32 protein-coding genes and 1 pseudogene are annotated in these 26,744 nt (G+C 49.3%); 10 read left to right on the top strand and 23 right to left on the bottom strand.

The window, feature by feature from the left end; all coding sequences use genetic code 11:
* Positions 1-19: 19 nt before the first annotated feature.
* The 9 genes from LN341_RS19245 to LN341_RS19205 form a co-directional block, all read right to left on the bottom strand.
* The gene (locus LN341_RS19245) at positions 20-757 is read right to left on the bottom strand and encodes a cyclopropane-fatty-acyl-phospholipid synthase family protein (RefSeq protein WP_234205255.1); all 738 of its coding nucleotides are present in this window, start codon (positions 755-757) and stop codon (positions 20-22) included.
* 21 nt (positions 758-778) lie between these two features.
* Positions 779-1,303 (bottom strand): GNAT family N-acetyltransferase, encoded by a 525-nt coding sequence (locus tag LN341_RS19240; RefSeq protein ID WP_234205253.1) that lies wholly within the window; start codon positions 1,301-1,303, stop codon positions 779-781.
* A gap of 125 nt (positions 1,304-1,428) precedes the next feature.
* The gene (locus LN341_RS19235; RefSeq protein ID WP_234205251.1) at positions 1,429-1,947 is read right to left on the bottom strand and encodes a hypothetical protein; all 519 of its coding nucleotides are present in this window, start codon (positions 1,945-1,947) and stop codon (positions 1,429-1,431) included.
* 95 nt (positions 1,948-2,042) lie between these two features.
* Positions 2,043-3,080 carry a S66 peptidase family protein gene (locus LN341_RS19230; RefSeq protein ID WP_234205249.1) on the bottom strand — a complete coding sequence of 346 codons (1,038 nt, stop codon included), beginning with the start codon at positions 3,078-3,080 and terminating at the stop codon, positions 2,043-2,045.
* 185 nt (positions 3,081-3,265) lie between these two features.
* Complete coding sequence (locus tag LN341_RS19225) at positions 3,266-4,114, bottom strand: NAD(P)-dependent oxidoreductase (protein WP_234205247.1); 849 nt, start codon at positions 4,112-4,114, stop codon at positions 3,266-3,268.
* A gap of 159 nt (positions 4,115-4,273) precedes the next feature.
* Positions 4,274-5,385 (bottom strand): IS3 family transposase gene (locus LN341_RS19220; protein WP_234205030.1). Its coding sequence is split into 2 segments (ribosomal slippage): positions 4,274-5,133 and positions 5,133-5,385, totalling 1,113 coding nucleotides; the frame shifts between segments, so codons are not numbered across the junction.
* Between the two features lie 566 nt (positions 5,386-5,951).
* Positions 5,952-6,914, bottom strand: a complete 963-nt coding sequence (locus tag LN341_RS19215) for a GIY-YIG nuclease family protein (RefSeq protein ID WP_234205245.1) — start codon at positions 6,912-6,914, stop codon at positions 5,952-5,954.
* 539 nt (positions 6,915-7,453) lie between these two features.
* On the bottom strand, positions 7,454-7,768 hold the full coding sequence (locus tag LN341_RS19210) for a DNA-binding transcriptional regulator (protein ID WP_234205242.1): 315 nt from the start codon (positions 7,766-7,768) through the stop codon (positions 7,454-7,456).
* On the bottom strand, positions 7,755-8,093 hold the full coding sequence (locus LN341_RS19205) for a type II toxin-antitoxin system RelE/ParE family toxin (protein ID WP_234205241.1): 339 nt from the start codon (positions 8,091-8,093) through the stop codon (positions 7,755-7,757). The genes LN341_RS19210 and LN341_RS19205 overlap by 14 nt, the downstream gene beginning before the upstream one ends.
* Before the next feature lie 416 nt (positions 8,094-8,509).
* Here LN341_RS19205 and LN341_RS19195 point away from each other — a divergent pair.
* A pseudogene (locus tag LN341_RS19195) lies at positions 8,510-8,727 on the top strand (IS110 family transposase); the annotation flags it as partial.
* A 48-nt stretch (positions 8,728-8,775) separates the two neighbouring features.
* Here LN341_RS19195 and LN341_RS19190 read toward each other — a convergent pair.
* The 3 genes from LN341_RS19190 to hisC all read right to left on the bottom strand — a co-directional run bounded on the left by LN341_RS19190 (position 8,776) and on the right by hisC (position 11,755).
* On the bottom strand, positions 8,776-9,000 hold the full coding sequence (locus tag LN341_RS19190) for a maltose ABC transporter permease (protein WP_234205238.1): 225 nt from the start codon (positions 8,998-9,000) through the stop codon (positions 8,776-8,778).
* Positions 9,001-9,862: 862 nt separating this feature from the next.
* A complete protein-coding gene (locus LN341_RS19185; RefSeq protein ID WP_370643814.1) occupies positions 9,863-10,594 on the bottom strand; it encodes an ABC transporter substrate-binding protein in 732 nt (243 codons plus the stop codon).
* A 75-nt stretch (positions 10,595-10,669) separates the two neighbouring features.
* Positions 10,670-11,755, bottom strand: a complete 1,086-nt coding sequence (gene hisC / locus LN341_RS19180) for a histidinol-phosphate transaminase (RefSeq protein ID WP_234205236.1) — start codon at positions 11,753-11,755, stop codon at positions 10,670-10,672.
* A gap of 182 nt (positions 11,756-11,937) precedes the next feature.
* Between hisC and LN341_RS19175 the strand changes: the two genes are divergently transcribed.
* Positions 11,938-12,822, top strand: a complete 885-nt coding sequence (locus LN341_RS19175; RefSeq protein ID WP_234205233.1) for a LysR substrate-binding domain-containing protein — start codon at positions 11,938-11,940, stop codon at positions 12,820-12,822.
* On the opposite strand, the gene LN341_RS19170 is transcribed toward LN341_RS19175, so the two are convergent.
* From LN341_RS19170 to LN341_RS19160, 3 genes are all read right to left on the bottom strand, one after another.
* A complete protein-coding gene (locus tag LN341_RS19170) occupies positions 12,814-13,896 on the bottom strand; it encodes a hypothetical protein (RefSeq protein WP_234205231.1) in 1,083 nt (360 codons plus the stop codon). The two genes, LN341_RS19175 and LN341_RS19170, sit on opposite strands and share 9 nt — an antisense overlap.
* Before the next feature lie 49 nt (positions 13,897-13,945).
* Positions 13,946-14,995, bottom strand: a complete 1,050-nt coding sequence (locus tag LN341_RS19165) for a hypothetical protein (RefSeq protein ID WP_234206664.1) — start codon at positions 14,993-14,995, stop codon at positions 13,946-13,948.
* Between the two features lie 297 nt (positions 14,996-15,292).
* A complete protein-coding gene (locus tag LN341_RS19160; RefSeq protein WP_046220085.1) occupies positions 15,293-15,571 on the bottom strand; it encodes a hypothetical protein in 279 nt (92 codons plus the stop codon).
* Between the two features lie 209 nt (positions 15,572-15,780).
* Here LN341_RS19160 and LN341_RS19155 point away from each other — a divergent pair, with 209 nt between their 5' ends.
* Positions 15,781-16,359 (top strand): glutathione peroxidase, encoded by a 579-nt coding sequence (locus tag LN341_RS19155; protein WP_234205229.1) that lies wholly within the window; start codon positions 15,781-15,783, stop codon positions 16,357-16,359.
* A 162-nt stretch (positions 16,360-16,521) separates the two neighbouring features.
* Positions 16,522-17,499 carry a hypothetical protein gene (locus LN341_RS19150; protein ID WP_144409016.1) on the top strand — a complete coding sequence of 326 codons (978 nt, stop codon included), beginning with the start codon at positions 16,522-16,524 and terminating at the stop codon, positions 17,497-17,499.
* A gap of 74 nt (positions 17,500-17,573) precedes the next feature.
* Here LN341_RS19150 and LN341_RS19145 read toward each other — a convergent pair whose 3' ends face one another.
* Positions 17,574-18,026 (bottom strand): GyrI-like domain-containing protein, encoded by a 453-nt coding sequence (locus tag LN341_RS19145; RefSeq protein ID WP_052729918.1) that lies wholly within the window; start codon positions 18,024-18,026, stop codon positions 17,574-17,576.
* 165 nt (positions 18,027-18,191) lie between these two features.
* Here LN341_RS19145 and LN341_RS19140 point away from each other — a divergent pair, with 165 nt between their 5' ends.
* A complete protein-coding gene (locus LN341_RS19140; protein WP_046219900.1) occupies positions 18,192-18,572 on the top strand; it encodes a PH domain-containing protein in 381 nt (126 codons plus the stop codon).
* A gap of 45 nt (positions 18,573-18,617) precedes the next feature.
* Here LN341_RS19140 and LN341_RS19135 read toward each other — a convergent pair whose 3' ends face one another.
* Positions 18,618-19,286, bottom strand: a complete 669-nt coding sequence (locus LN341_RS19135) for an alpha/beta hydrolase (protein WP_234205227.1) — start codon at positions 19,284-19,286, stop codon at positions 18,618-18,620.
* Between the two features lie 111 nt (positions 19,287-19,397).
* On the opposite strand from LN341_RS19135, the gene LN341_RS19130 reads away from it, so the two are divergent.
* Genes LN341_RS19130 through LN341_RS19120 form a run of 3 tightly spaced genes read left to right on the top strand, consistent with a single transcriptional unit; the run spans position 19,398 to position 21,618 of the window.
* A complete protein-coding gene (locus LN341_RS19130) occupies positions 19,398-20,144 on the top strand; it encodes a CPBP family intramembrane glutamic endopeptidase (protein ID WP_234205225.1) in 747 nt (248 codons plus the stop codon).
* A gap of 28 nt (positions 20,145-20,172) precedes the next feature.
* Positions 20,173-20,808 (top strand): HAD hydrolase-like protein, encoded by a 636-nt coding sequence (locus tag LN341_RS19125; protein WP_234205223.1) that lies wholly within the window; start codon positions 20,173-20,175, stop codon positions 20,806-20,808.
* A gap of 39 nt (positions 20,809-20,847) precedes the next feature.
* On the top strand, positions 20,848-21,618 hold the full coding sequence (locus LN341_RS19120; RefSeq protein ID WP_046219903.1) for a class I SAM-dependent methyltransferase: 771 nt from the start codon (positions 20,848-20,850) through the stop codon (positions 21,616-21,618).
* A 37-nt stretch (positions 21,619-21,655) separates the two neighbouring features.
* On the opposite strand, the gene LN341_RS19115 is transcribed toward LN341_RS19120, so the two are convergent.
* Positions 21,656-21,991: a tRNA-binding protein gene (locus LN341_RS19115; RefSeq protein WP_046219904.1), complete on the bottom strand. Its 336-nt coding sequence runs from the start codon at positions 21,989-21,991 to the stop codon at positions 21,656-21,658.
* Between the two features lie 103 nt (positions 21,992-22,094).
* Complete coding sequence (locus tag LN341_RS19110; RefSeq protein WP_234205222.1) at positions 22,095-22,805, bottom strand: AraC family transcriptional regulator; 711 nt, start codon at positions 22,803-22,805, stop codon at positions 22,095-22,097.
* Positions 22,806-22,935: 130 nt separating this feature from the next.
* On the opposite strand from LN341_RS19110, the gene LN341_RS19105 reads away from it, so the two are divergent.
* Complete coding sequence (locus LN341_RS19105; RefSeq protein ID WP_046219905.1) at positions 22,936-23,577, top strand: DJ-1/PfpI family protein; 642 nt, start codon at positions 22,936-22,938, stop codon at positions 23,575-23,577.
* 1 nt (position 23,578) lies between these two features.
* Here LN341_RS19105 and LN341_RS19100 read toward each other — a convergent pair whose 3' ends face one another.
* The 4 genes from LN341_RS19100 to LN341_RS19085 all read right to left on the bottom strand — a co-directional run bounded on the left by LN341_RS19100 (position 23,579) and on the right by LN341_RS19085 (position 25,996).
* Positions 23,579-23,911 carry a DUF1840 domain-containing protein gene (locus tag LN341_RS19100; protein ID WP_234205220.1) on the bottom strand — a complete coding sequence of 111 codons (333 nt, stop codon included), beginning with the start codon at positions 23,909-23,911 and terminating at the stop codon, positions 23,579-23,581.
* Between the two features lie 11 nt (positions 23,912-23,922).
* Positions 23,923-24,501 (bottom strand): rhomboid family intramembrane serine protease, encoded by a 579-nt coding sequence (locus LN341_RS19095; protein WP_046219907.1) that lies wholly within the window; start codon positions 24,499-24,501, stop codon positions 23,923-23,925.
* A 66-nt stretch (positions 24,502-24,567) separates the two neighbouring features.
* Complete coding sequence (locus LN341_RS19090) at positions 24,568-25,377, bottom strand: crotonase/enoyl-CoA hydratase family protein (RefSeq protein ID WP_234205218.1); 810 nt, start codon at positions 25,375-25,377, stop codon at positions 24,568-24,570.
* A gap of 103 nt (positions 25,378-25,480) precedes the next feature.
* Positions 25,481-25,996: a hypothetical protein gene (locus LN341_RS19085; RefSeq protein WP_234205217.1), complete on the bottom strand. Its 516-nt coding sequence runs from the start codon at positions 25,994-25,996 to the stop codon at positions 25,481-25,483.
* A 109-nt stretch (positions 25,997-26,105) separates the two neighbouring features.
* Between LN341_RS19085 and LN341_RS19080 the strand changes: the two genes are divergently transcribed.
* Positions 26,106-26,645 (top strand): DUF4136 domain-containing protein, encoded by a 540-nt coding sequence (locus tag LN341_RS19080; RefSeq protein ID WP_046219910.1) that lies wholly within the window; start codon positions 26,106-26,108, stop codon positions 26,643-26,645.
* Positions 26,646-26,744 lie beyond the last annotated feature (99 nt).

Here is a 26,744-nt window from a genome sequence, read left to right as displayed (position 1 = left end):
ACTTGACCATCATGGCAAGTTAAGCTGCCGATCCGGATGAACCCTTGTCCTTGATGAACAAATAGAAACCAAACCCCATAGTGTCGCGGCCATACTGGTGATAGAAACTGTTCCACTCACGAACCGCATCCCGCTTTTGACGCGCTTTGTCATCCTCAGGATTCGCTAATACTGCCCGCTCTGCTTTCAGGCGAAAGCAACCTTCAAAATGATCCCACTCATCCTGATTACTGGTGGCCGCATACACAGTGGCCAGGCCGTGAGACTCGGCGACCGACATGTTGCCCTGGTGATCGTAATAGATACCAATCGGCTCGCCGATAAAGTCCAGATATGCCTGAGCCGGTGGCTGCTTCCAATAGCCTTCACCGATCAGCAGCTGCCCCTGAGGTTTCAGCCATTGCTGCATTTGAGTCAATGCTGCCGGATACCCCGCATCGCCTTCACCAAACGCATGGGTCGATCCCATACAGATCGCCACATCATATTGAGTCGCTATCGGGTACACGTTGGCGTCAGCGACTTCAAATGTCACCCTGTCAGCCAATCCCATCGCCTCTGCTTTCGCATTGGCTGCAGCAATGCAGTCCTCAGAAATATCCAGTCCCAGACAATGTGCGCCTGTCGCGCTGGCAAGACGAAGTAAAAACTCCCCCTCCCCACAGCCAATATCAATCACATGACTGTCCGTATGAAGATTCAGTATCTCGATCAGGCGATGTGCTTTTTCGAGGCTGAGCGGGCTATTAAATAACATCCAATGTCCTTTTGTCTTCGATTAGCCAGACACAGGCTGTGCTGGCGTATCCAGTATCAGCTGGTAGAAATCCAGATCCAACCAGCGTTCAAATTTATAGGCCGCCTGCTTGATCGTGCCGGAATATTCAAATCCCAGCTTTTTATGCAAGGCAATACTGCCGGTGTTTGTTGAATCGATGCCCCCCACCAGCACATGGTAATTCTGCTCACGGGCCGCCTCAATCAGCGCCTCCATCAGCTTGCGCCCCAGGCCTTTCCCCTGATGCTGCGGATGAATGTACACAGAGTGTTCGACAGAATATTTAAACGCAGCCCAGGCGCGAAACGTGCCGTAACTGGCAAACCCCATCAGCTCGCCGGCATCATTTTCAATCCCAATCACAGGAAACTGATTGGCCGTTTTGGTGGCAAACCAGGTTTGCATGATGTCCATCGTACGGGGCTGGTATTCGTAAAGTGCGGTGGTATTCAGAATGGCATCGTTGAAAATCGCCAGAATGGCTTCGCCATGTTTTTCATAGGTACAATGAACAAACTGCATCATCCCTCCTGATGCTCACAATACTCGGCAATCATTGCCTTCAGTCAGGCAGATACTTTACCACTAACTTTTTCTGCGTTAAGCGAAAATTTCAGCAAAACAACCCGGTTGCAGGCAAAAACCATGGCTTAAACATCAGCAACCAGATAATTGGCCGCCAGTAAAAGCAGTAAAGAGATCGCAATTAACCAGGCTGAGAACACAATTTCATGATAGGCCTTCGTCAGCAGCGCGTTTTTATGCTGATTACTCTGTTGTAACAGTTGCCAGGTTTCGTAACAGCGCACCACGGCCAGGTGAAGGTTGTCATTTGCGCCTTTTTGCTTCATATCTTCCAGCCAGTTGTTGGGTAAATGCACACCATAGACATCGGCTGGCCTGAGCAGGCGAAACAGAAAACTCCAGGCAGACATCAAACCCAGATAGGTCAAAGTCACAGCAATCAATGCCAGCCAGGCGATAGCATGCTGAGGCGGGACAAACAAAGACGAAGCAATCAACACCAGAACGGTAAACCCTGCGATGACAGCAGAATGCAATCCAAGCAGACGGGCCGCTTTTTCTTCAAGATACCGGGCACGGCACTGTTCGTCGGATAAAGCCGTGCGGACATGGTGATACAGCACGGCCATGTTGTCTTCTCTCATAGCATCAAGGCTTACCTGTTAGCTGTCATTTCGTTCCTGAGAGTATAGACGCTATGGCTAGCCGCGAAGTATCAGGCACTTGCCGCTCTTGTGTCTTATCTCAATGTCTGCTGCACCCAAGCCTTGCCATTCGTCATTTGCACGTCTGCAACAGCGCCATTCATGATTGGCATATTCGGTGCCAGATGTCCGATGTCAGCGTTCAGGATGACAGGTACTGAAAGATCGCCCAGTACTTGCTCAATGACCTGTGCATGTGACAGTGATTTGCCGTGACTCAGCGGCGAACCATCCCGGCCGAATATCACTCCGTTTACAGCATCAAACACCCCATTGAACTTCATGGTCATCAACATGCGGGCCATCGCAGTTGGCGAGAGCTCGGCGTTTTCCAGAAACAGAATCAGGCCATCCTGAGCATACTGCGCTTTCATCTGCGGCAGATTCAGGTATTCGGTACCCGATAGCAAACCAATCGTATCCAGGCAGCCACCGATCAGGCGGCCAGAGAAAGCGACCGACTTTGCCGCATCATTGACCGGTAGTACCGTCCATTGTGTAGGCTGAGTGAAAGTGAAAGATGCTTCAGGTTCTTTGGCATAATTAGCCGATGCTACCTCATAGCAAGACGATTGCTGGAGCGTCAGAGATTCACTGGCAGGCAGGCTGAGCAAAGAAAAAATCGCACGATTGAGCGGATCCGTTACATCAGGGTGCAGCTGCATCAGATTAGCACAATGCAGGCTGGCCCAACCGCAGCGAGCCGTTAAGACAGACGAGATAGTACTGATATCGGAAAAGCCAACCAGCCATTTCGGTTTGGCGTGGCGCAGGATGTCCAGATCGAGCAATGGCAGCAGTTCCATCGCCAGTTCACCTCCCCAGGGCGGCAAAATGGCATCAACGCGATCATCGAGCAAAAACGCCATCAGCTCTTTGGCACGTACAGCCGCAGGCGCGCTGACATGGTCGGCACTTTCCCGCAAGCAATGCCCTTCCAGCACTTTAAACCCTCTGTCACGCAAGCCCTGAATCACTAAATCGAGGCGTGCATGAAACGTATCAGGGACACCTGCCGATAATGCTGTGACAGCGATCGTACAACCGGGAACCAGTGGGGAAGGATAACGCATGGGGCCTCTCTTAACCGCGACAGATAAAGCCCACACACTACGACAGCAGAAAAATAAATCAAGTCAATTCAATAAGTAACAAATGGAACAATAGCACGTACCTCAGGTTGCACTGATCTCAGACCACTAAAAGTCTATGTGTTCACCTCTCATTGGCATCGCTCAGTGTGCCGGTCAAACAAACATTACGGGTGGTCATGAGCAGGCGTGATCCGCGTCTGTGACAGGTAGGTTGACAGGCGGTTGACCGGCTCGAAATCCGGGCTGATCGGCACATTCACAGTCATGGTTTCTACCTCCAGCACCTCTTCGCCGTATTGTTTGAGAAAACTCGGTAACGACAGGCATTTTACGCCCTCTGCCCAACCGTATTTCACCAGCATGTCCGCCAGAACTTCAGGGCTGTAGCGTTTTTCCTCAGCCAGAAAATAAAACGGCGCCAGTGTATCCTGCTCTATTAAGGTCACGTGGAAAGCGGCCAGATCATCCAGATGGGCGGCATAATACAGACCGGAAGACGGGATCAAAACAGGAATGCGAAGGCTTTCACGACGGTTCAGTGAGGTATGGATCGGACACTCCTGTCCACCGTATACCAGCGTCGGCACAAACACCGGCGTCCAGCCCAGTTTGATGGCTTCTTGCAGCACAGGCACATCTTTTTCAGCCGCCGACAGGGGCTCAAACTTGAGTTCAACAGGTGAACATTCATCGGCGCACCCAAACACTTCGATACCCGATGTATACAGCTTTGTCGCATCCGGTTTTGCAAAACGTTCAAGGCTCTCCATCAGTTCAGAGAAATCCGGTGGCTGCTTTTCCTGCGCATAAGGTGCCATGACAGGTCTGGCACAGCAAATCACGGCATCAAACTTTCCGGCCATGTATTCATCCTGCAGCGCAAGCGGGATGGCCAGCGGGTTATCCTGCTCAGGGTGCTGACTGAGCGCAAATACCTGATAACCGTGATCGATCAGGTGCCGGACCACATGACGCCCGAGCACCGAATTTCCCCCCGCAACTAAGACCTTCATCTCTCCTCCTGACAGTCAGACGTCCCATGCATGCCAGTCTACACACTCTGAAAAAAGCTGTCTGTTTTCTTGTCCTTAAGTTATAAGCATAGACGGTTGGGGGAAAGGTTTTGGCTTTGGGGAACTGGGAAAATTTATCCTTCTGTAACCCTCCCTACTTTAATGGCAGCCTAAATTAGAGTTTTTCCTGCTTTCGTACCTTGCTAAGTATTCCCACGGGGTCAGATCATCCAGGGCATCATGAGGGCGTTCATCGTTATATTCCTTCATCCATTGTTCGGTTAACTCTCGAACTTCACTCAGCGTTTTAAAAACGTACATATCGAGAAGTTCTGTGCGATAGGTTCGATTAAAGCGCTCAATATATGAGTTCTCAGTGGGTTTTCCTGGTCGAATAAATTCAAGTTCAACTCGATTTTCTTCGGCCCATTCGGCTAACGCTGTGGAGATAAATTCTGGACCATTATCCATCCTGAGTTTGCCGGGCATCCCGCGCCACGCTGTGATACGCTCCAAAACCCGGATGACTCTTGGGGCTGGTAAATTTAAGTCCACTTCGATGGCTAACACTTCGCGGTTAAAATCATCGACAACATTAAACGTACGAAAACGTCTGCCGCAAGCCAGAGCGTCACTCATAAAATCAATCGACCAACAGCAGTTCACCCCGTCAGGACGTGCCAGCGGGACTGGCTCCCGTTTCGGTAACCGCTTTTTTCCTTTGCGCCTCATATTGAGCTTGAGTGAGCAGTAAACACGGTAAACGCGCTTGTGGTTCCATGGATATCCCCAGCGTCTGAGAACTTTAAATAACTTGCCAAAACCATAAGCAGGATATCGCTCTACGGCTTCTTGCAACTTGGCGATGACCTCATCATCTCGATGAGGGTCTGGTTGATATCGATAGACAGAATCACTGATGCCAACTGCGCGGCAGGCCATTCTGAGACTGACCCGAAATTGCTGACGAACATACTCCACGAGTTCGCGTTTAACCGCTGGCTTTACAGCTTTTTTTCCAGAATATCTTTCACAATACGATGCTCAAGGCTGAGGTCAGCGAACATCTGCTTGAGTCGGCGATTTTCATCTTCAAGCTCTTTCAGCCGCTTCACATCGGACGCTTCCATACCACCATATTTCGATTTCCAGTTGTAATAGGTAGCGTCAGAGATACCGTATTCACGACAGACTTCGTTGACCTTACGGCCAGCCTCCACTTCCTTCAGGATCTTCACGATCTGTGTTTCTGTGTAGCGTGATTTTTTCATCATGCGTTCTCCGTTTATTTCAGTGTAAACGGAAAAGCTCTAATTACTAGCGACATGTTTTTCGGGGAGGGTTACACTTCACTTCCGCGACAAGCGGGAATCCATACGCTAGTACGATTTCTAAGGCTGAGTAAGTATGTCGCGCTTGAGTTTGGTGGTTCACTTAACATTGGCTGATGCGCGCCAGTTACTCTTTGTGGGTGCAAAGAGTAACCAGAAAGCCCCTTTTTGTTCTTTGCTGTGGGCCGGGCCGGTTGTAGGCGCTCCCGGCGCCGACAGCCTAAAAATTCGTCCTGAATTTTTCCCTGGGGTTGTGAATAAAATAAGCCGCCGCGTTAGTCGATGTAGCACCTATAAATCGGGAAAGTGGACGTTATAAAAGTCCCTGGTAAATACAAAGCGGCCGAGCTCAGGTAGGGACAGTTTTGTATATGACCATGATGCCAGCCATATAGTTGGCGTAAGAAAGATGACTGTCATCCTCAATGCGATGATTCGAGATGGCATTCAATAGGAAGAAAAAACGGCCCTAATTTAATGATTAACGCCATAGTTGTTTGTTGTTTTCATATTTTACATTGATCAACTAAACCATTTTTCAATGATGCTGAATGGTTTTTAGCGACATATTCTTCGACTAATTCAAATGCTAAATTTCCTTCATTGTGAAAGAATTCACCTTTCATCCTCATATCTTTGAGGTAAAGATGAAGTTCTTGTTCAATCGCATATGCTGATACGCCAGAAAATTCCCAAAACTTTATAATAGAGAATTCTAGTGGGCCGTTTACCCCACCACCCAAAGCGAATGCCCTCTTCTCAACATTCGTTGTATAGCCTATTTTTATTTGGTCGAAAATTGATTGTCTTGTGACAGAATTAATGTATTCACCAAGATACACAAAGGAACTTTCAGGAAGGTTATCACCAGATAATTGACGAAGTTCAATTGATAAAGCTTCTTCAGGAAAAAAACCATTACAGACATGCTGGATCATTGCATTTCTTATACTCTGAGCTTGAGTGGAAGTTAGAGGTACTTCATCTTTTATCGACTTCCAATACTCAAAAAATCGAGTTTTAGCTTCATCGTAGCTAAGTTTTTTTCGAGAAGTTTCTAGTTCCTTTTTATGAACCTTAGCTTTGGCAATATAAGAATTAAAACCAAACTCAACTGTTGACCAGTCAAACTGCTTAACTTTATCTCTCTCAAGCTCTAAGTCAGTTACGATAGATGCTATTCCTCGCCCGCATTCACCGTCTGACTGACTCACTACGATAGAACCAATATGGGGACAGCCTTGTCCTTTTGTAAATGACCAAATAGTACCGAGCCTGCGTCCAATATGACGATGATGTAGGGTATTGATAGCGTCCACATTAGGATTACGTGCTTTTATCAAGTCGGATAACTGCTTATAACCCAAAGTATCACCTGTTGGAGCGACCTCGACCAAAATAGGGAACATTAGCTCTGCCACCAAGAGATCTAATTCAGTAACTCTTGGATATTCAAAATCTTGCACCATAATCTCCATATATACATAACGAATGACATGGACTCCCCCTCATCAGGTTTTGCCACACTTTGTACGTCTTATCTTGTAACTACCGGAGGCCACCAAGTCACATTCTATTTATGGCATTGATTTAGCCAAATATAGCTTCAGTATCCAAGGCAAGGATCACCAAGGCAAGGTATTGATCCACAAAACAATAACGCGTTCAAAAGTTCTCTAGACATTTACGAATATCCCACCAGCCATTATCGGGATGGAAGCCTGTGGTGCCTCCCATTACCGGGCCCGAGAACTAGCTAAGATCGGTCATACGCCAATGATGATTTAAGGTTCAGACCTTTTGTGTGAAAACCTGATAATGCGGTGGGCACTTTCGATGCCTTCTAATCAACGAGGGACCGCAACCACGTCGGGTCATCAGGGTCATGGCATCCATGCCAATAAACTGACTGAATGTAGAGCAACAGTCCCAAACCTTGCATAATCTGACGCTCTCATGTGGGATGAAAACAGCGCCAAGAATTAGTTATTGACGCCATAGTCTCTTGTTATAGCTCTGCTATGTGCGACAGAGTTTCTGGGTGACGTTGTACCAACTTTAGAAGCGTAACAGCTTGCCCATTTGGCGTGCTACGCCCCTGCTCCCAGTTCTCTAATGTTCGTGATGATGTATGTAGCAAACGAGCAAACACACCGCGAGACATATTAAACTGCTCACGAATACTGACAATTTCTTCAGGCGAGATATTTAACTCGCTGATGTCATTAAATTGGTGAGTTTTCAGAGTCACTTTACCCTCTGAATGCTCTTTCGCTTCAACAAGAGCTGAACTTAATTCTGCAAATAGGTCACGATTGCTCATTGCGCCACGCCTCCATAAAAGCCTTTAACTGTTTCTTTTGATCTACGGTTAAGTCTGACATCTCATTTTTGCCGTAAATAGTCAGCAAGTAGAAACGTCGCTTTTCGTCGAGGAAGTAATAGATAACACGTGAGCCACCACGCTTTCCCTTTCCCTTACCTTTACTTGCAACTCGAATTTTCCGCAAACCACCTGTGCCTTGAATGACATCCCCTTGCTTCGGGTTCGACATAAGTTCAGCTTGGAACAGTCGAAACTCCTCGTCGCTGAGATAGTCACTTCGGTACTTTTCAAATATGGTTGATTCAACAAATACACTTTTCATAAACAAAGTGTACGCAATTAACGTATGGATAGCAAACTATACGTGATTAACGTAGTGATTAACCTTTGGGAGTGCGGATCTGACCAGAGCTATACGAATGACATGGACTCCCCCTCATCATCAGGGGTTGCCACACTTGGTAAGTCAGTCTACGAAATTACCGGAGGCCACCATGTCACAATTTGTCTATGGTATTGATTTAGCCAAACATAGCTTCAGTATCTGCGGTGAAGATCACAAAGGCAAGATATTGATTCACAAAACAATATCACGCTCAAAAGTTCTCTCGATATTTGCCAATATGCCGCCAGCCATTATCGGGATGGAAGCCTGTGGCACCTTTCATGATGGGGCCAAAACGATCTCAATGATGCCGTCGCTATTTGTACAGCTGCCACCCGTCCATCAACGCGCTTCGTCCGGATCAAATCGGCCGAGCTCAGGTCAGGACCGTTTGTTTATGGCTAGGATCTCCGCCATGCTGTGTAACCCTGTTTTTAGAGGAGCCTATCAACGACTTCTGGCTGAAGGAAAACCGAAAAAAGTAGCCATCATTACATACGTCAGAAAGATGGTTATCATCCTAAATTCTATGTTGCGCGATGGCGTCTTATGGGATGCAAAATCAACATGATTTTAATGATAGACGCCATAGTTGCTTGTTATGTGATGCTGTCTGATACTACGATATGAAGACACTAACAACCCAATCAGGCAACCCGAATAAAAATGACCAACCGCCCAGAATCGCTGCTATTGGTGAAGTAACCGGAAACAACGCCAATGCAAACATCGCAAAACCGCCAATTTTTACTGCTACCCAAAGCCAGTAGACCCAACCCAGTGGCAATAGAAGCCACAAACTCATAAATGCCCAACTAAAAAGTGTCGAAATAACATTTCCCATACGCCAACTACCTGTCCCTGTTGAAAAAAATAAGCATATACTTATTTTTATTATTGTATTCTGAGTTGTATCACTATTGGTGAACCACATAACATTTTATATATGACAACTTGTCACATAACCCTGTCGTATATCTTACGCAATCATCTGATACGACCCAATTGATATTATTTGATTTTCTCCTATGTCATGACTTACCGAAAAAATCAGTGACGCATAAGCTTGTAAGAAAAGTGAAATCCGTCACTTACCCAGCACAAAGAAGCCATAGAATCGCACTCGCCGCATGGATTCCCGCCTGTCACGGTAACGACGACTTGGTAACGTATAGTGATGGTACAAAATCAGGGAAAAATTCAGGACGAATTTTTAGGTTGTTGGCGCCGGGAGCGCCTACAACCGGCCCGGACCACACCAAAGAATAAAAAAGCATTTCTGGGTACTCTTTGGGCTGACAAAGAGTACCTGGCGCGCATCAGACAATGTCAAATAAGTCACAAAACCCAATGCGCGACAAACCCACCCAGCAACCAAAAACGCACTCGCCGCATGGATTCCCACCTGACGCGGTAATGACGACTTGGTAATGTACAGTGATGGTACAAAATCAGGGAAAAATTCAGGACGAATTTTTAGGTTGTCGGCGCCGGGAGCGCCTACAACCGGCCCGGACCACACCAAAGAATAAAAAAGCATTTCTGGGTACGCTTTGGGCTAACAAAGAGTACCTGGCGCGCGGAGCTCAAGGCTCATTGTTGCCACTGATTTAAAGCGCGACAAACTCACCCAACCCAACCCAACCCCAGCGCAAAAAAAATCCGAAGCAACCGCTTCGGATTTTTCAGAGAGTAAACGGAACCCCTTACTCACCGTAAATATCAAACTTAAAGTACTTCCCGGCAATCCGGTCATACGTGCCATTTTCACGGATGGTCTGAATCGCCTTGTTGAATTTCTCGGCCAGTGCTTTATCTGTTTTACGCAGGGCCAGCGCAGTGCCTTCACCAATGTAGGCTTTGTCTGTAACCGCTTCACCAACAAACTCGAAATCCTTGCCCTGCTCTTTGTCCAGGAAAGCCAGCGCGAGCTGATCAGAGTTACCAAATGCGGCGTCAAGACGGCCGGTGGACAGATCCAGATATACTTCATCCTGACCGGTATAGCGCTGAATTTTTGCCACATCGCCATACATGTCGGTGACATAACGGTCATGAATCGTGCCTAGCTGAACACCGATTTTTTTCCCTTCAAGGCCGGATTTATCGATGCTGATTTCTGCATCGTTACGGGCCACAAAACGGGCCGGAGTCTGATAGTACTTGTCGGTAAACAACACCCGTTGCTTGCGTTCTTCTGTGATACGCATGGAAGCCATGATGGCATCCGATTTACGGGCTAACAGCGAGGGGATCAGGCCGTCCCAGCTCTGCGTGACCCACACGCAGTCCAGTTTGGCTTCCTGACACAGTGCATCGGCGATTTCAATATCAAACCCTTTCGGGGTGCCATCTGCATCTTTGTAGTTAAATGGCGGGTAAGTGAAATCGGAAGCTAAACGTACCGGTTTGTCCGCTGCCTGTACATTCGCCATCATTGCTGTTGCCAGGATCAGGCCCAGGCCGAGTTGCTTTTTCATGGTTGTCCCCTCTTACACTGTCGTGTTTATTCTTTAATTGAATGGATAGGCTTTAAGCGCATCCAGTGTTTCTTGCATGCTGGCTCGGGTTCCGATAGAAATACGGACACAGCGGGCCAAGCGCGGATCATGAGCCTGATTCCGGGTGACGATGCCTTTTTGCAGCAGATACTGGTAGAGACAATCGTCGGTGCCGAACTTCACCAGCACAAAATTGGTGGAAGACGGATAGACTTTCTCGACAAAAGTCAGCCCGGCTACTTCCTCAGCAAACCAGTTACGAATCGACACCAGCTCATCTGTCTGGCGTCGCATGGCGGCCAGCCCTTCTTGCTGGAGCGCTTTTTTAGCGACCAGCGCACTCGGATCCGCGATCGGGTAAGGCGGAATCAAACGTGCAACATAATCCATCACGCTCTTGTCAGCCAGTAAAAATCCGACCCGAATGGAAGCAAGACCAAAGGCTTTGGACAGGGTGCGAATCACAATCAGATGCGGATATTCAGCAATCAGATTAACCACACTGGTGTGCGGGGCAAACTCAATATAGGCTTCATCAACCACCACCAGGGTGGAATCTTTACTTGCCTCAAGCAAAGCGACGATTTGCTCATGAGGGATCACGTTACCTGTCGGGTTGTTCGGTGAACACAAAAACAGAACTTTGCTGTCTTTCAGATGGGGGGTGATCGCTGCCACATTCAGACTGAAATCTTCTGCCAATGGCACTTTCACCGTGTTCACTGCAATTGAATCGGCACAGAACTCATACATCGCATAGGTCGGCGGGCAGACAATGATTTGATCATGACCTGGCTGGCAAAACGTCCGAATCAATAAATCAATGCCCTCATCGGCACCCCGTACCGCCAGCGATTCGCATTGCAGCGCTTCGCCACCCACGGCATCTTTGCTGTATTCCAGATAGGCTTTTTCAATCACGTGCGGAAGAAAATCAGGATAACGATTGTAACTCTCTGATTCGCCGTAACGCTCACTTTGTTCCAGCTCGTTGGCGTTCAGCCAGATATGTCCTTTCCCGCCGATGCGGCGAGCAGACTGATAGGGTATGAGGTTTTTTACTACCTCTGGAACTAATTTCGTAGCTAGCGACGTCACAACACACCTCTTCGCAATGCATGAATAACAGAATTAAGCCCAGATTTACGATTAAACATTCAACCTGAGAGTTTTTATATTTTCCATTTACATAAATTAAACAAATAAATTTGAAATAAGAATCGAAAAGTCGGCATACTAGCCATGAGTAAAACGCATAGCTTAAGAGGTTTGATTGACTGATGCGCCTACCATCGACCCGAGAACTCCAGGCTTTTCTGATCACTGCTGAGTACTTAAACTTTACGACGGCCGCCAAGCACCTGAATGTCACTCAGGGGGCCGTCAGCCGGCAGATTCTGGCATTGGAAGAACAATTGAAAGTCAGACTGTTTCAGCGCCATGCCCGCGGACTGACGCTGACCAGTAAAGGGCATGCATTTTTACCTATGGTGCAGCATGTCATGACCCAACTGCAAAAAGCCGTTGATCAGGTCTCGAATGAAAAACAGCAAATCAAGCTCAAAGCGCCCAGCTGTATTACTTCCTGGTTGCTGCCGAAACTGATGTCATTTCAGCAGGCCCACCCTGACATTGATGTGGAGCTCACTTCAGCCATCATGCACAGTGTGAACTTCACGACTGAGCCTTTCGATGCCGCCATTTGTTATGACGATCAGCCGCCTCATAAAGAAGTGAAAGCTTTTCGCCTGTTTGATGAATACTTATCCCCCATGTGCTCGCCTGCGCTCTTTCAGCAAGACCAGTTGCCTGTGTCGCCGGAGCAGCTCAGCCAGTACACCTGGCTCCATGCCACCCCACAGCATACCGATTGGCGGCTGTGGCTGACGCACATGGGCTATGCCGGCCAGCACGCGATCCAGAACCAGCGGTTCGCGACTCTGGATCTGACGGTGAGTGCCGCGATTCAGGGGTTCGGCATTGCGGTTGGCGATGTGGAACTGGCCCGGCAGGACTTGGATACAGGCCGGTTAATCATGCCCAGTCCTCACAGTGTCCCTTCGGGGAAGCGCTACTATCTGGTGCGTCCGAACGTGACCCCGAATACTTCCCTGTCCTTGTTGTTTGACTGGATTCTCTCTGACATTCCACCCGCCTCAGTCTGAGGCGGCGGACCGCAAAAACTGCATGCGTTGCTGCTCCTCTGCCGTGGGGATATATGGCTCATCACTTAACAGTGATACCTCTAAGGTGCCTAAGGGCCAGAACGGTTTTGGGCTGATGCCATATTCCGTTTCTTCACCGGGAAAGCCCGACATTTTTTCGATCTGAAAAGTTCTCAGTTCATAGTCATCCCGACCGGACAGGACACTGTGGTGCGCTTTCAGTGTCACCGTCTGCTCACCTGCGGAAAGCTTTTGTCTGGCCGTCAGTACAGCGACAGGCTTGCCGCTTTGTGTATACAGGTTGGCTCTGACACGGTATATCCCCTCCCGCTTGACCGACAAAGTGACCGGAATGTTCATATCAGCACCTTCAGGCACCGGTTTTGCGACTGAAACAACTTCAGCGACCGGTACGTAATAGCGAAAATCGGCGGTGAGTATGTCCGAGCCGGTTGCGAAGTGAATGGTTGCTTTGGCACGTATCTCTGACGGCCAGCTCTCACCAGGCGCAAAGACAATCTGATTGCCCGGCGATTGCTCAGCAGCCAGCGTTTGATGGGTATTGACATCAATCAGCGCTACAGAGATTGACTCGACCGGCAAACGGCTCTGCACTGTCAGGCTCACGGGATCCGGATAAAAATGCCGGAAGGAATCAAGAGATAACGATGCCGTATGATGACCATCCATGACGGGCGCCTGCACCGCCACATAGCGGTTCGGCTCCAGCCACTGGGTATCCTGAGCCGACAGCGGCCTGGCGTAAGACGGATAAGCCAGCTCAGCGGCGTATGCCCTTGAAATCAAGCTAAACTGCTCTGCCAGATCGACAGGCAGCGAGATCTCTTTCTGCTCAGCGACTGCTTCATTGATGTTCTGAGTCAGTGGATCGGGTTTCACGAATTCTGGCTGGGTCGTCATCGGAACGACCTGAGTCTTGACTGCGGGCGCCTGTCTGGCGGCAACCGGGTCAGATGCTGTATGCGGGTGCTGCGTTGGCCAAACATGATAGATGGCAAGCAGCACGACCGCTGTGCCGAACAACACAGCCGTGATCATCTTTTTCTTTTTCATAGCGAACCTGCTGAACATGGCTTTGGCCTGAGCCAAAGCCATAACGCAATCATAAGAAAGAGTGCACAATTTCAGACATCGTCAGGGTGTCTGATCCATCGACATAACGGTAATAGGCGCCATTCAGCCAGTACCACTCATCGGTAGACTGTACACGGACGACTTTTCCATCCAGCAGACTGACCTGCTCCGCAGCCGTTGTGACTTGCCCTTCATGCTGATTGTTGATCAGACCGCTGTGGCTATACCCTTCCCCCATCAATAAGGGGTAGTGATAAGGCATAAACTGGCTGACACCCCGGGACTGGGATGCCAGCTTACCGTTGTAAGCCACATTCACAGAACAACTGCTAAAGTCCCCGGCTTGACTGGCACCGCAAGAGGAATGGCTGGCCACGACCCCGTCATCATTGCCGGGCAGATAACCTGACGTGACCCCCAGATAGTCACTGCTGTCGCCGGTAAAGCGAATTCGGGGGACGCGGCTGTCCGGCAAGGCAGCCAGTTGACGTGCATTGGCAACGCGAAGATCATTCAGTACCCCGGTATTATTGCTGCTGGGGGTTTCTCCCAGCCACAAAGAGACTGCATATTTGAGCATGCTGTTCCAGGTACCGCCCCCCTCAGCCACATTCACCGCGATGTCACCGAGTTCAGACCCGCCTCCGGCGCCCGCAAAGTCAAAAGTCGCCACAATATTGAGCGGTTCCAGACCGGCATTTTCCAGCCAGTTCGCCTGATTATCAATCAGATACCGTGTGACCAGATCGCCAGTGGAATGAGTCACAAATACACAGCCCGGCTGACAGAGGCCTTGCTCAGAAAATGCTTTCAGTTTTGGCCAGACATAATCTGTCGCGATTTTGCCGGTAATCCGTTCCTGAGAGGGCCAGTCAATCCGGGCATCAGCACGGGATTGCCAATAGTCTTGCCAGTACGAGGCCCCGTCCAGATTCACCTGCTCACTGTCGGGTTTCGATTGCAGCTGGCCTGGCTGGAAACCATGAACCAGGACGAGTTTGTAATCGCTCATCGTCGCCTGAGCAGAACCGGCCGCAAGGAGTGATGCAAAGGTGAGGTAGGTCGAAAGTGTCTTCATAGTCATTCTTCTTCTTTATCAATAGAATACTTACATTCAGCACAACCGCTAGTTCAGTTGCACAGCATCTAGTATTTGCGACTACGAGCATTTTTTTATCATCTTGATGTAATAAATTTGATCCAAATCATAACTTTTTTATAACAAAACAGACAAAAAACGCATAAAAATGCGCACTTCCGAAAGTGGAAATGTTTGATAAAGGATAGGTTTGACTTATTTCTCAGGGGGTTAAAGAAGACGGACTGATTGAAACGGTGTTTGTTCTTGTCTGCACCAGAAGACAGAGGGAACGAATCATTTCACTCGCATTAAACGATGCTGGCAATCGCCGACTGTAAATTCAAGCACCTGAGAGCGCTTCATCAGCTCTACCTTACTCAGCATCTCTTCACTGTAACCTTTCTTGCTCATCCACTGCAGCGGCGTTGTAAAGCTATCTTCACTGACAATGAATGATTCATCCTGAAAACGGCTTTCGCGCACATGAACAACCCAGATTCTCTGCTGAAAGTCCATCACGGACTGAAAAGCAGCCACCAAACGATGCCACAGGTTGTTTCTTTGAATTGTCATATGCCCTTCCACAAATAAGGTATCTATCAATAACAGCCACACGTTAACGCTTGTCTGGCGGATTGCAAGGCTAGATGCGTTAATTCTCCACAGATGCCAAATAAACCTGATGAATGTCTCGCAATGCTGCGATAAGACGTTAGAATTTATCAACATACAGCGTTCAATGGCCTCTCGGCTGTTGCTGATTCTCTCGACAGGATTCACTTATGCTCCGCTCAATGACGAAACACCTGATTTTAGCCGCGGTTATTGCCTCTGCATCAGCAACACTCACCACTGTGCAAGCCGCTGAAACGCAATGTCCGCCGCTGTTAAATCACCAGTTCACGAAACTGAACAGTACTGATTCGGTGGATCTATGTCAGCAATTTCAAGGTCAGGTGCTGCTGGTCGTGAATACCGCAAGTCAGTGCGGTTTCACCCCGCAGTACGAAGGGCTTGAAACTTTGTACCAGACATACAAAGACCAAGGGTTTGCCGTGATCGGTTTCCCGTCCAATGACTTCTTCCAGGACAGAGGCAATGAAGAAAATACGGCAAAAGTCTGCTATCTGGATTACGGCGTGACATTTCCCATGATGAATCGCAGCGCTGTGCGTGGCAGTGACGCCAACCCTGTATTTCGGCAGTTGACCGAAGATTCAGGCATCACGCCCAAATGGAACTTCTACAAATATCTGGTCGATCGCAATGGCAAGGTCTTCACCGTATTTGCCAGTACCACTAAGCCAGACGATCCGAAGCTGACGCAAAGTATCGAACAATTACTGACGCAAACCAGATAGCAATCCGGCTTGTTTCTGGCCTGCTGCGACTTTTTTCTTTGACCCGAATCGCATCAGGCCAGGACGGTGCAATTTTCCTGCTTATTTTTGATTTCCCCCCTTGTTCTTTCACGAACAACCTGCGATCTTATCGCCATTCTTACGTTCCATCGCACCTTAACCATGTCAGGACACACCATCAAAGGCATCCCTTTCATTCAGGCTTCAGCCCTGTCTCTCATGACGCTTTCCGTTATTTACCCTTTTTCTGCCTTGGCTGGCAGTCACCCAGAACTCAGTACTGAGCAAATGTGCTCACAAGTGGGTCATCTTCAGCCAGCCAGCTTAACACCGGAAGACAGAGAGGCGTATTTGCTGGCTCAGGCGGATAACACCCTCTATCAAGTGTGGGAAATTGCAGAAACCGTATCGGCTGGTTCCACTTATCCTCTGACAGAAAAAAATCAGCTGACACTGCAGCTCATCTGCGAAGGTGGCTTCGCACCTGCAGAAGAGAAGTATGCCGTGCAGGATGCGTTCGATCATTGGCAGAATCAGCAGCCATTTACATTTGACCTGTGCCAGTACATCACAAGTGGCGTTGGCTCAGCATTCTGTGCCAATCGCTTTGCCGGTGAGCAACAAATAGAGAGAAAGCAGCGACAAGATTCAGCGATCCAGCAGCTTTCAGTGTCACAGCAGCAAGTCGTCAAAAATGCGGTCAGAATGGCAGAAGACTTCTTTGAGCACAGAGCGATGCACGAAGAGCTTCACGGTGGCAGCAGCAGTACGGCCTTTCGTATTGAATCTGTGGCGAATCAAAATGACAGATACCTGTCGCAAATTCTGGATGCACTGGCAGGCAGCCAGCCGGAAGATATTCCAGCATTAGATGAAGCCGACTCTACATTGAGTCAGACGTATGACAACCTGATTCAGCGCCTGAAAATCGGCCCAATTGAAGACTTCAGCCTGGAAGTCACGGCGCAGGATGTTGAAAGCGTACAAAGAGCCTGGCTGGTGTACAGAGATCAAACCGCAATGATGCTGGCATCGCTGAATCCTAACCTGACCGTTCAGGACTGGCTGGGCATACTCACGGCTGAACGCAACCGGCAATTATCTGAGATTCTGGAATACATGGATGTCAACAAACACTGACTCTGGCAATCAATATCCGGCGATCAGCCCCGGCATTTCACCGGGGTTGGTGGCTGCAATATCAGGGTAAATGACTACTTCACCGGAATGCAGAAGCTGGTATCACAAATGTCGTTGTCTTGATCCACACTGTGATAGAGCTCGAAACACGGCCGTTCACAGTCAAACTGCATCTGATTATCTGCGGCTATCTCTTGATGCAATTGTTGCCAGTACATCCCATATTGCGCCTTATCCGTGACCTGTTTCCGTAACGTGGCGTACTCACCCCCCGGTAAATGGGTCAGTGCGACAGCCCCTTCCACCTGAGTACTTTCCGGCACGGTGAGACCGACACGGGTACGGCATTCTTGCGGTGGCGTGCTTTCCACATCATCAAGGTAGACGAAAATACACTGCCCGCCCTGTAGCCCTTGCTGTGCCGCCCAGCCAAACAAAGTCCCTAATGCCGGATCATAATTTTCACCGTATGGTCCCTTCACTTCGACATAAGCCAGCCAGTGGCCAGACAAATTTTCCTTTTGCATTCCCACTCTCCAATCCATAACCAAGCAAAACACTGTATAAATATACAAGTCACCTCTGTTCTGTCAATGTGCCGAGCTGGTATATTTCTGCTTTGATGCGTATGGTTTAATCAGCGTCACACAAAGCAGAATATTAACTAAGTTATTGATAAAAAGGAAAACACCATGGGCCTATTGGATAAATTACTGGGTAATGCCGGGGAAATGACAATTTCAGAAGCAACGGAAGAGCTTCAGATCATTCTTGGGCCTGATGAAAAGATTGAGCTGGCCTACAAACTGATACGAGATATGCTGATTCTGACTGATTGCCGTTTATTACTGATAGACAAGCAAGGAATGACGGGACGAAAAGTGGAATATCGTTCAATCCCTTATAAATCGATGACCATGTTTTTGGTGGAATCGACGGGTAATTTTGACTTAGACGCAGAGTTAAAAATCTGGATTTCAGGTCAGCACGATCCTATCGGGATGGAATTTGGCAGCAAAACCAATATCTACCAACTACAAGGGCTGCTTGCCCGTAAAATTGCCGGGAAATAATCCCGGCTCCGTCAGAGCAATCACAAGCCGGACAAGTGCGCAGGGTTAGCGATCACTATGTAAGGTGTGCTTCAGCCAGTCGGCAATATCTTTCACTTGCTGCATGCACACCTGGTGTTCCATGGGATAAACCCGCCACTGAGGGTGAAAGCCCAGTTCCTGTAAATCCTCGACAGCGGCTTTCCCCATGGCTGGCAGCACCACAGGGTCATAACTGCCATGCATCACTTCAATCGGCAGTTCGCGATTCGCAGACGCGACATCAATGCTTTTCGAGGTCGGAAAATAAGTAGACAGCGCCAGTAAACCGGCCAATCGGTGGGGATAAGTTAACGCGGCCTGATAAGCTACCGCGCCGCCCTGAGAGAAGCCGGCCAGAATGATCCGATCACTCGCAATGCCCCGACCCCGTTCCCGGTCAATCAGATCGGCAACTTTCTCAGCCGATTCCAGCAACTGCTCTTTATCCAGTTTTCTGCCAATCCCCATTTCAAGAATATCGTACCAGGCTGGCATGACCATCCCCCCATTGATGGTCACTGGCATCGATGGCGAATGAGGAAAAATGAAGCGGACGGGAAAGTTAGCAGGTAACTTTAATTCAGGGAGAATGGCTTCGAAATCATGGCCATTGGATCCCAGCCCGTGCAGCCAGATGACGGAAGCTGTGGGTTTGACCTTAGGGTTGACTTCAACACAGTCTAATTGGGGCATGATAAATTCCTTATCCATCTGTTCTGTTGTCCATGTTACGCAAGTTCATGAATGCTGACCAGCACGCATTGATCATATACAATCAGATGCAAAAATTGGGTGAATACAACAATGAATCCAGATAAAAATGACTCACACGTTGACGATTTTCCTTTTTATAACGACAAACCCGTTGCCTTCAGCCCTCGCCAATGGCTGCTCCTTATCATATTGTTCTTTGCCGGATTTGCGGTTTTGATTACGCCGCTCCCGCTGTTTGCTACACCAGCAGGACAATTCATTCCTGCCATCCTGTTTTTTGCCATTCCCCTGTTGTACCTTGCCCGGATAGCGCCCAACCGATGGCGTGAAATCTTTCGCCCGATAACACTCAATCACCTCAAATGGATGCTCGGTATTGGTCTGTTGAATGTGGTAGTCAGCGTCTTGATCGGCGTACTGGTCATCAAACTTTTTGGCGCCAATCCGAATCAGGCCATGGCACAATTGTCTGAGATGACGAACGCTGAAAGAGTGCTGTTTTATCTAAAAACCTTGCCGCAGCTATTTGGCGAAGAAGTGTTCACTATCCTGCCTTTTCTGGCGCTGATGTATATTTTCTATTCCCACTACCATTTATCAAGAACACGCTCGATGATTCTGGCATGGGTGATTACCGCTGTGATGTTTGGTCTGGCGCATTTACCCACCTATGGCTGGAACCTCTTACAATGCCTGCTGGTGATCGGAACGGCCCGGCTTGTGCTTTCCCTAGCTTACCTCAAGACCAAAAGTATCTGGGTATCGACCGGTGCCCATATCATCAATGACTGGATACTGTTCAGTCTGACTGTCTTTTTGGGAATGCCCACACCGTAAAACAGCTTTTGCAAAGGAAGGGACTCGCATGAAACATGACATTTTGATTTTTGACCTGGACGGCACCCTCAGTGATCCCAAAGAAGGGATTGTTCGATCATTCAATCACGCCCTCGCCCATTTCGGACTACCTGAATTACCCGAGGAAGAGATCACCCGATACATTGGTCCGCCACTGGACAAAACCTTTATTGCGCTTACCGGCAATGATGACCCACAGTTCATCGCCGATCTGGTGGCCCGCTACCGTGAGCGATACGCCGACATCGGATATGCTGAAAACAGGCTTTATGACGGCGTGAAAGACACTCTGCTTGCCCTGCACAACCAGAAAATACGGATGGGCATCTGCACATCAAAACCGGCTCACTTCGCCGAACAAATTCTGACGCTGTTTGGTCTGGACGGCCTGTTCGAATTTATCAATGGTGGCGATGTCGGGATTGAAAAATGGCAACAGCTGCAGGACTTGCGGCAGCGGCTCATGATCAGCCCGCATTCACTCATGATTGGCGACCGAGCGGTTGATCTGACAGCAGCCCACCAAAATGGCCTGCTGTCTGCCGGTGTACTTTGGGGCTATGGCTCAAGAGAGGAGCTGGAAACTGAGCATCCCACGTATCTGTTCGAAACGCCGGCACACTGGCTGCACCTGATTCAATAACGGGTTCATCGTTCAATTCAGTGTAAGGAAACATCTGCTATGACAGGAAATACAGAACGCTTTTCAGACCGGGTCGATGACTATCTGAAATATCGCCCCGGCTACCCGCAGGCTCTGATCGACACGTTAGTGTCTCAAACCCAGCTCAATCGCCAGTCACAAATTGCCGACATCGGAGCAGGGACCGGCATTCTGACAAAATTGCTGCTCGAGAAAGGGTTACAGGTGAATGCCATTGAACCCAATGACGCCATGCGGCAAGCCGCTGATCACCAACTCATCGGTTACTCTGGCTATACCAGCTTTGCGGCACCTGCGGAACGCACAGGTTTAGCTGATGCGTCGGTTGATTTGATCACCGCCGCCCAGTCTTTCCATTGGTTTTGCAATCCGCAAACCCGTGCCGAGTTTCAGCGCATAGCCAGACCCGACGCCCATCTCGCATTAATCTGGAATCAGCGCAAACGCTCCAGTCCGATTCAGCAACCGTATGATGATCTGCTGACCCAATACGGCACGGACTATACCCGAGTCAATCACATGAATCTGACCGACGGCGATCTCAGCCATTTCTTTGCCGATGGCCAAATGCAAAAGCTGCACTTTACCTACCGGCAATATTTCGACTTAGACGGCCTCATCGGCCGGGTACGCTCAGCCTCTTATTGTCCGCCACAAGGCACGGCTGCTTACCATGCGCTCACAGAGGCGCTGACCGAATTGTTCAAGACACATCAGGTCGACGGACAGCTGACCTTCGACTACGACACTTACCTCTATCTGGGGAAAATCCACCCACAGTCAACCTGAGCCATGTGGCAGGACATACAGTCGTGGTATGGCCTGCCTAACCCAGCCGGGCACCCACAGGAATATCCTGATCCGGTACCGCCAGCACGACAGAACCATCCTCCCGGTAGAATCCGGTCACCAGACATTCCGACATAAAGGGACCGATCTGCTTGGCCGGAAAGTTGACCACTGCCATCACCTTTTTACCCACCAGTGTTGTGGCATCATACAAGTCGGTAATTTGTGCACTGCTTTTGCGCTGACCTATCTCCTCACCAAAATCCAGCCAGAGCTTAAAGGCCGGTCGCCTTGCTTCCGGAAAAGCTTCGACGGCAATGATTTGCCCGACCCGGAGATCCACTTTTTCAAAATCCTGCCAGCAAATATCCATTCTTTTTCCTGTTTCGCCGATAAAAGAGAGAATTGAATGTACCGCAGAAAAGTTCAGACATTTTTGCTCAAAAGCCGGTTTACTATTGCCAGAAGCCGGACGCTCATCGCCGGCGGATCTGTCGGGGAGTCTCCTCCCAATAAGAAGAAAAACGACGGCTGAATGCTGACACATCTGTAAAACCGACACGCTCGGCAATCAAAGAGACGGGCAGATCTGAATGCGCCAGCAGGGCCTTGGCTTTTATCATGCGCTGGGTGAGCAAGTACTGCCCCGCTGTCATCCCCATATGCTGCTTGAACAGCAGCTTAAACTGACTGAGGCTGAGACAGGACAAGGCCGCCAGTTCGCGAAGGGACGGTGTTCGGCTAATGTCTTCGTTCAGAAAACGTACGGCTTCTCTGATTCGGCCATCACGACACACAGGCACGATCTGACTTTGCAATAACTGATAAAACAGCGCTGACATTGACGCGATCAAATCCGGCCGGGTCGACTGTGTCAGTTGAAGCTCAAGAAAGTGGCAATAGGCAACCAGTTCAGGCGAAGTTGCAAACACCGGCTGGGCGAGCAATCGCATACTCTCCGGCAAATGATCCAGGTCAGCGACCAGAAATCGGCATTTCTCATCCGCTTTAAATTCATGCATCCTCTCAGCGCCAATCACCACACATTGCCCAGGCCCGACCTTTCCGGAAAAGTCCGGTAATGTCAGGGTGATGCTGCCATGTAGGGGAATGACTAACTGGTGATAGACATGATGATGTGCACGCATGACCAGGGAGTAGCTTCGAATGGAGAGTCTGACCGTCATTTGCATTGTGCCTTTGCTTCTGCGATGCCTAACCGTAAAAAAATCTTACATCCGGCGTGGCAGGATTTCTTTGGATAATCAGTGAAACAACTATGCTTTACGTTAGGTGGAATAATTAAAGTGTGACAGCATGACAGAAGCCCTCGCCCCAGACAAACATCGTGGCATCAGTATTGTGATCCCCCTGTTTCCGGAATTTTGCCTGCTGGATGTCAGCGGCCCGCTGACCCTGCTGAACGCACTTGAAGAAGACATCACAGTCACGCTGGTATCGGATAACACCTCAGCCGTGCTCAGTGAGCAGGGTGTTAGCCTAATGACCGAGGCCGACTTTGAGGACGATCTGTTCTGCGATCTGTTACTGGTGCCGGGCGGCAAAGGGGTCAAAACCAGTTTAACTCACCCTCAGCTGATGCAATGGATCAGTCGCCAGGGCCGAAAAGCCAGAATTCGCTGTGCCGTCTGTACCGGATCGGCGCTGCTGGCTCAGGCCGGACTGCTGGATCACAAAGCCGCAACCACTAGCAAACACCAATATCACTGGGTCAGTGAACTCAATCCCAAGGTGAAATGGCAGCCTGTCGCCAGATGGGTTCAGGATGGTAATACCTTCACCTCATCCGGCACGGCCGCAGGGTTGGATATGACGCTTGGTCTTATCGCCTTTTTGATGGGAGAAGAAGCGGCACGTAAGGTTGCCATTGACGCAGAGTATCTCTGGCGCAACGATCCGGACGACGATCCTTTCGCACCACTTCATCTGGTCGAGTGAATCAGCTGTCTGATTCCCACATCACCACAACTTCATCCGCGATGGCAGATTCCAGCATCTCGATCAGTGGCCGGGCTCTTGTCGTCATGCTGATCTGTGGTTCTTTCTCTTCCCAGGGATCCTCTTCTGCCTCTGCTTCAGCTTGCTGAGCAACATCTCGTTTCTCCGCTTCCGCCAGCTGAGTTTGCAGATTCAGCAAAGCTTGCGGCACGTCATCGACATCAATAATACCGGGAATATTTTCGCAATATCCCATCATATGAATCAGTTGTTTTGCCACATCACCAAACATGGTGATATTGGCACTGGCTTGGGAGTGAAAGGTAATTAACATGCGTCGTCCTCTTATTGTTCAACATTCGCTACGGCTTTGGCTTTATCCCGTCGTGCAAACACATAGCCAGCCATCACGCCGGCCAGCGCACCGGATAAGTGGCTCTCGTAACTGATCCAACTATGCGCGGGAATGATCCCCGTCAGCATCGGGCCGTAAAAAAACATCACAATCAAAGCGATAGCCATCGACTTCAAACTACGTCTGAGCACCGCATACACCAGCAGGTACGCCCAGAGCCCGTAGACAATTCCGCTCAAACCAATATGGTAATGCATGCGGCCAAATAACCACACACCGACCCCGCTGACCGCCCAACTGATCATAAAAACAGAAATCAGTCTGGCCACACCTGAACGGGACACCAGATAAGCTAGGGCAGAGAATGACACCATATTACTGAATAGGTGTGCCCACGAGCCATGGATAAACGGATAGGCGAACAGGCCTATCGCATGGTTCAGGTGCCTGGGTAGTAAGCCATAATCCAACAGATAGCCATTCAACACGACATTGACAAGCTGTACGGCAAAACACACCACCACGACAGCACCAATAAAATAGATAGCGTCTTTGTCACTTTGGTCCAACAGGCTCTCCTTCAGAAGGGTCTTTAGGAAGTATAAGCCTGATGAACCGATAAACCCATGGATTTATTACCAAAATGACTGGCGTTGCCGATAGGGTTTATCCGCTTTATTGCGCTGTCTGTATCCGGCGATGTGAAAATTCTTTCCCAGAATCAATCTCAGCTGGCTGATGGTTTCTCTGGCCAGCAAATAGCGTTCGCTGCGTGACCAGCTTCGGGTTGTGGTGGATTTGATGGCAGCAATCGCATCCGGCGACGCCTGACAAAGCTGCTGAGCCAGCACTTGCGCGGCCTGGCGCGGATGATCATGAATTTCCGTGACCAGGCCCAGTTGCTGCGCACGAGAGCCGGATATGATTTCGCCGGTCATCGTGAGCTTCATCGCCACATCTTTTGCCACCAACTCGCGTAATGACAGTAAGCCCGCCATATCTGGCACCAGACCCCAGCGGATTTCCATGATTGACAATTCAGATTCCGGGGTGGCAAAACGAAAATCGGCACCCAGCACGATCTGCATGCCACCGCCATAACAACGCCCTTCTATCGCTGCAATCACTGGCACGGGAATTCGGCGCCAGTTGCGCGATACCCGCTGGGCGAGATTGGCATTGCCCGGCATCCATTTCTTCAGCACGCCCAAGACCTTGCCCGGTGAGGTCGCCACACTTTTCACATCCAGGCCGCTGCTGAAGTTACTGCCCTCACCGGTCAGAATGATGGCGCGAATATCTTTTCGCTTACGCAAAGACTGGCTGACGCTATCCAGCTCTTTAAATAATTGGATATCCAGCGCATTCAGTTTATCGGGCCGGTTTAACGAGACGGTAACGATCCCCGCTTCTTCTGTTACCAAAAGCCGTTGCCAGTTTGACATGTGACATCCTTGTTTATTATCTGGTCAGTCCAGATCAGTGTACCTGACTGATGGATAAAATCAGCTGGCAAATGATGAAACTCTGCCCGATGCCACACAGGCGCTATTTATTTATCACCTGATAGCCCATCACTTCAGCAAATCGCTGCCAGCCGGCAGCATCCGGGCTGGTCAGCGGCTGATAAACATGGACAGCTGCCATTTCACCAGCCGATGAGCAGCTTTGTCCTGTCAGGGCCATCGAAGCACTGAAGAGTGGCTCGTTCCCATCGACCGCTTGGCACCATTCCCCTGCCATCCGGCCCTTCTGGCGATGACAAAACGCCTCAATGCGCCTTTGGTAGTCTTCAACTGAAAAATCTTCGGACAAGCACCAGAGTCGCTCATACGCCAGATAACCGTCAGCCGGATGAAAAAGAAGACCGGGTATCTCTGTCTTATCAGAACGCTCTGCCTGATCTGATTTGGCCTGGCTTGTTCTGCTCTGGTCGATAAAATGAACCGTCAGACTGATCATGTCTGTCTCAATGCCCTCTGTCGCAGGATTTTCCGCTAACAGACGACTACCCGCAGCAACGAAGATAATTAGCACAGCAAAACAACCACCTGCGACTTTCATTCTTATTCCCGGATGAAAAATGTCACGCTCAGATGTATAGATTATAGAAGCCGGCAAAACGCTATACTCAAAGCAACCGGGATCCAATCCGCTAGCGAGGGTAAATGGCATGAGAGCTTTACTGATACTAATCCCCAGTGTTGTGATTCTGCTGAGCGGGTGCAGCGCCAAAGTAGCCACTGACTACAATGCCAGCGTCGACTTTGGCCAGTACAAAACCTTCCAGTTTGCTGAACCCGGAAAATCGTCAATTGTCAGTCTTGATAAAGCGCGGCTGGAAGACACCATCAAACGGGAATTAAGATACAAAGGCTTACAGCCGGTACAAGAAACAGACTCAAAGGCTGATATCACAGTAAACCCGTATATCCGTGAAATGACAGACTTTGATTCCTACGGTACCTCAGTCGGATTCGGTGTGGGATACGGTTACAGCAGTATTGCCTATTCAGCCCCGGTCAGATTCCGTGAATACACTTATGGCAAGCTGATCGTTGAACTCATTGATAACAAAACCAATAAAGTCATCTGGCGTTCTGTGTCCCGTCGTCAGTTGACAGAAAATATGACCCCGACGGCCAGAGACAGTTTTATCCAGGAACAGGTCAGTGAAATGTTTACACAATACCCGCCCGGTCAGGGCGGCTGATCTCACCTCAAACGCCATCCCTGAATACAAAAAAAGCGAGAGCCCGGTCAGACTCTCGCTTTTTCAATGATGACTGGCACTGAGTGCCAGCGCCGATAT

Origin of the sequence: Photobacterium sp. TLY01, assembly GCF_021432065.1 — a bacterium.
In the GTDB taxonomy this organism is placed as follows: Bacteria; Pseudomonadota; Gammaproteobacteria; order Enterobacterales; family Vibrionaceae; genus Photobacterium; species Photobacterium halotolerans_A.
Note: the sequence above shows the minus strand (reverse complement) of the source record. Positions and strands in the feature narration are given on the sequence as shown.

Excerpts from the sequence above, each read along its gene's own strand:
- LN341_RS19245 (WP_234205255.1), bottom strand. The coding sequence starts at position 757 with ATGTTATTTAATAGCCCGCTCAGCCTCGAAAAAGCACATCGCCTGATC.
- LN341_RS19240 (WP_234205253.1), bottom strand. The coding sequence starts at position 1,303 with ATGATGCAGTTTGTTCATTGTACCTATGAAAAACATGGCGAAGCCATT.
- LN341_RS19235 (WP_234205251.1), bottom strand. The coding sequence starts at position 1,947 with ATGAGAGAAGACAACATGGCCGTGCTGTATCACCATGTCCGCACGGCT.
- LN341_RS19230 (WP_234205249.1), bottom strand. The coding sequence starts at position 3,080 with ATGCGTTATCCTTCCCCACTGGTTCCCGGTTGTACGATCGCTGTCACA.
- LN341_RS19225 (WP_234205247.1), bottom strand. The coding sequence starts at position 4,114 with ATGAAGGTCTTAGTTGCGGGGGGAAATTCGGTGCTCGGGCGTCATGTG.
- LN341_RS19215 (WP_234205245.1), bottom strand. The coding sequence starts at position 6,914 with ATGGTGCAAGATTTTGAATATCCAAGAGTTACTGAATTAGATCTCTTG.
- LN341_RS19210 (WP_234205242.1), bottom strand. The coding sequence starts at position 7,768 with ATGAGCAATCGTGACCTATTTGCAGAATTAAGTTCAGCTCTTGTTGAA.
- LN341_RS19205 (WP_234205241.1), bottom strand. The coding sequence starts at position 8,093 with ATGAAAAGTGTATTTGTTGAATCAACCATATTTGAAAAGTACCGAAGT.
- LN341_RS19190 (WP_234205238.1), bottom strand. The coding sequence starts at position 9,000 with ATGGGAAATGTTATTTCGACACTTTTTAGTTGGGCATTTATGAGTTTG.
- LN341_RS19185 (WP_370643814.1), bottom strand. The coding sequence starts at position 10,594 with ATGATGGCGAATGTACAGGCAGCGGACAAACCGGTACGTTTAGCTTCC.
- LN341_RS19175 (WP_234205233.1), top strand. The coding sequence starts at position 11,938 with ATGCGCCTACCATCGACCCGAGAACTCCAGGCTTTTCTGATCACTGCT.
- LN341_RS19170 (WP_234205231.1), bottom strand. The coding sequence starts at position 13,896 with ATGAAAAAGAAAAAGATGATCACGGCTGTGTTGTTCGGCACAGCGGTC.
- LN341_RS19165 (WP_234206664.1), bottom strand. The coding sequence starts at position 14,995 with ATGAAGACACTTTCGACCTACCTCACCTTTGCATCACTCCTTGCGGCC.
- LN341_RS19160 (WP_046220085.1), bottom strand. The coding sequence starts at position 15,571 with ATGACAATTCAAAGAAACAACCTGTGGCATCGTTTGGTGGCTGCTTTT.
- LN341_RS19155 (WP_234205229.1), top strand. The coding sequence starts at position 15,781 with ATGCTCCGCTCAATGACGAAACACCTGATTTTAGCCGCGGTTATTGCC.
- LN341_RS19150 (WP_144409016.1), top strand. The coding sequence starts at position 16,522 with ATGTCAGGACACACCATCAAAGGCATCCCTTTCATTCAGGCTTCAGCC.
- LN341_RS19145 (WP_052729918.1), bottom strand. The coding sequence starts at position 18,026 with ATGCAAAAGGAAAATTTGTCTGGCCACTGGCTGGCTTATGTCGAAGTG.
- LN341_RS19140 (WP_046219900.1), top strand. The coding sequence starts at position 18,192 with ATGGGCCTATTGGATAAATTACTGGGTAATGCCGGGGAAATGACAATT.
- LN341_RS19135 (WP_234205227.1), bottom strand. The coding sequence starts at position 19,286 with ATGCCCCAATTAGACTGTGTTGAAGTCAACCCTAAGGTCAAACCCACA.
- LN341_RS19130 (WP_234205225.1), top strand. The coding sequence starts at position 19,398 with ATGAATCCAGATAAAAATGACTCACACGTTGACGATTTTCCTTTTTAT.
- LN341_RS19125 (WP_234205223.1), top strand. The coding sequence starts at position 20,173 with ATGAAACATGACATTTTGATTTTTGACCTGGACGGCACCCTCAGTGAT.
- LN341_RS19120 (WP_046219903.1), top strand. The coding sequence starts at position 20,848 with ATGACAGGAAATACAGAACGCTTTTCAGACCGGGTCGATGACTATCTG.
- LN341_RS19115 (WP_046219904.1), bottom strand. The coding sequence starts at position 21,991 with ATGGATATTTGCTGGCAGGATTTTGAAAAAGTGGATCTCCGGGTCGGG.
- LN341_RS19110 (WP_234205222.1), bottom strand. The coding sequence starts at position 22,805 with ATGACGGTCAGACTCTCCATTCGAAGCTACTCCCTGGTCATGCGTGCA.
- LN341_RS19105 (WP_046219905.1), top strand. The coding sequence starts at position 22,936 with ATGACAGAAGCCCTCGCCCCAGACAAACATCGTGGCATCAGTATTGTG.
- LN341_RS19100 (WP_234205220.1), bottom strand. The coding sequence starts at position 23,911 with ATGTTAATTACCTTTCACTCCCAAGCCAGTGCCAATATCACCATGTTT.
- LN341_RS19090 (WP_234205218.1), bottom strand. The coding sequence starts at position 25,377 with ATGTCAAACTGGCAACGGCTTTTGGTAACAGAAGAAGCGGGGATCGTT.
- LN341_RS19085 (WP_234205217.1), bottom strand. The coding sequence starts at position 25,996 with ATGAAAGTCGCAGGTGGTTGTTTTGCTGTGCTAATTATCTTCGTTGCT.
- LN341_RS19080 (WP_046219910.1), top strand. The coding sequence starts at position 26,106 with ATGAGAGCTTTACTGATACTAATCCCCAGTGTTGTGATTCTGCTGAGC.